This is a genomic window from Sphingomonas populi, assembly GCF_004208535.1.
Lineage (GTDB): Bacteria > Pseudomonadota > Alphaproteobacteria > Sphingomonadales > Sphingomonadaceae > Sphingomonas > Sphingomonas populi.
Window position 1 is genome coordinate 13,528 of sequence record NZ_SGIS01000065.1, and the last position, 843, is coordinate 14,370.

Below are 843 nucleotides of genomic sequence, written 5' to 3' on the forward strand. Positions count from 1 at the left end.
CGTAGAACATCGGATTGCGCAGCCAGTCATTGACTGCGGACTCCCGCCAACCCGCACAGCGAACGGCGATGCGGATTTGTTTGGGAAAGGTGCCGGCCTGCACCTTTCGATACAAGGTTGCCCGGCTGAGGCCGGTACGATCGAGTACGGTGTTAAGGCGCAGAATGCGATCGGGAGCGTCGGTTGTCATGGCATGATCCTGGTTCGCGTGTGATCCAATGGTTCGGTGCTGTCAGGATTGAGATGCGTCGGCGCGGAGACAAGAGGTGCGGGACCGAGATGCACCGCAGTGCCTCAGAGAGTGCCCAACAGGCCCCATAAAATCAGAGAAGATTATAGGCTTCAGCCGTCCCGCGCTGGAGCGCGGCCGAGCTCTATGGCGCTGCGCGCCACCGAGTCGCCTTCGGCGTCTCGGCCGCAGGGCGGTTACGATCTCTTACGGGGATCGCTCGCGTGCGATCGATCCGGGCCGGGCGTGCCGCCCGGCCGGCGGTCATCGCGCCTCGGGCGCGATGGCGTTTGCGCCTCCGGCGTCGATCTGGCGGGGGAGCGTCGCTGCCCTGTAGGCCTGTCGCGGCAGGCCGCAACCGGGGCTTCGCCCAGGTCTTCCACTGCGTTGCAGCCCTTGGGACCCATCCCCATCGCTAGCGCGCTAGGGGCCCCTGCGGGTGCAGCCTGCCTCTGCCGACGGGCCTGTCGGTCCGCTCCTGCCGCTCCCCGCCATTCCGGCGCCGGGTGCGGTGTTTGAAGGAGTGAAGGCAATGGAACTCAAGCATATCGACATCGCCAATCTGTCTGTCTCGCCTGCCAACATGCGGGTGAAGGGCAAGCCCGTGGACCTGA

1 protein-coding gene is annotated in these 843 nt (G+C 65.5%); it reads right to left on the minus strand.

Translation table 11 applies throughout. From position 1 onward, the window contains the following. The coding region (locus EWE75_RS22610) for a helix-turn-helix transcriptional regulator (RefSeq protein WP_130160334.1) at positions 1-190 on the minus strand (190 nt) is incomplete at its 3' end. Between the last annotated feature and the right edge of the window lie 653 nt (positions 191-843).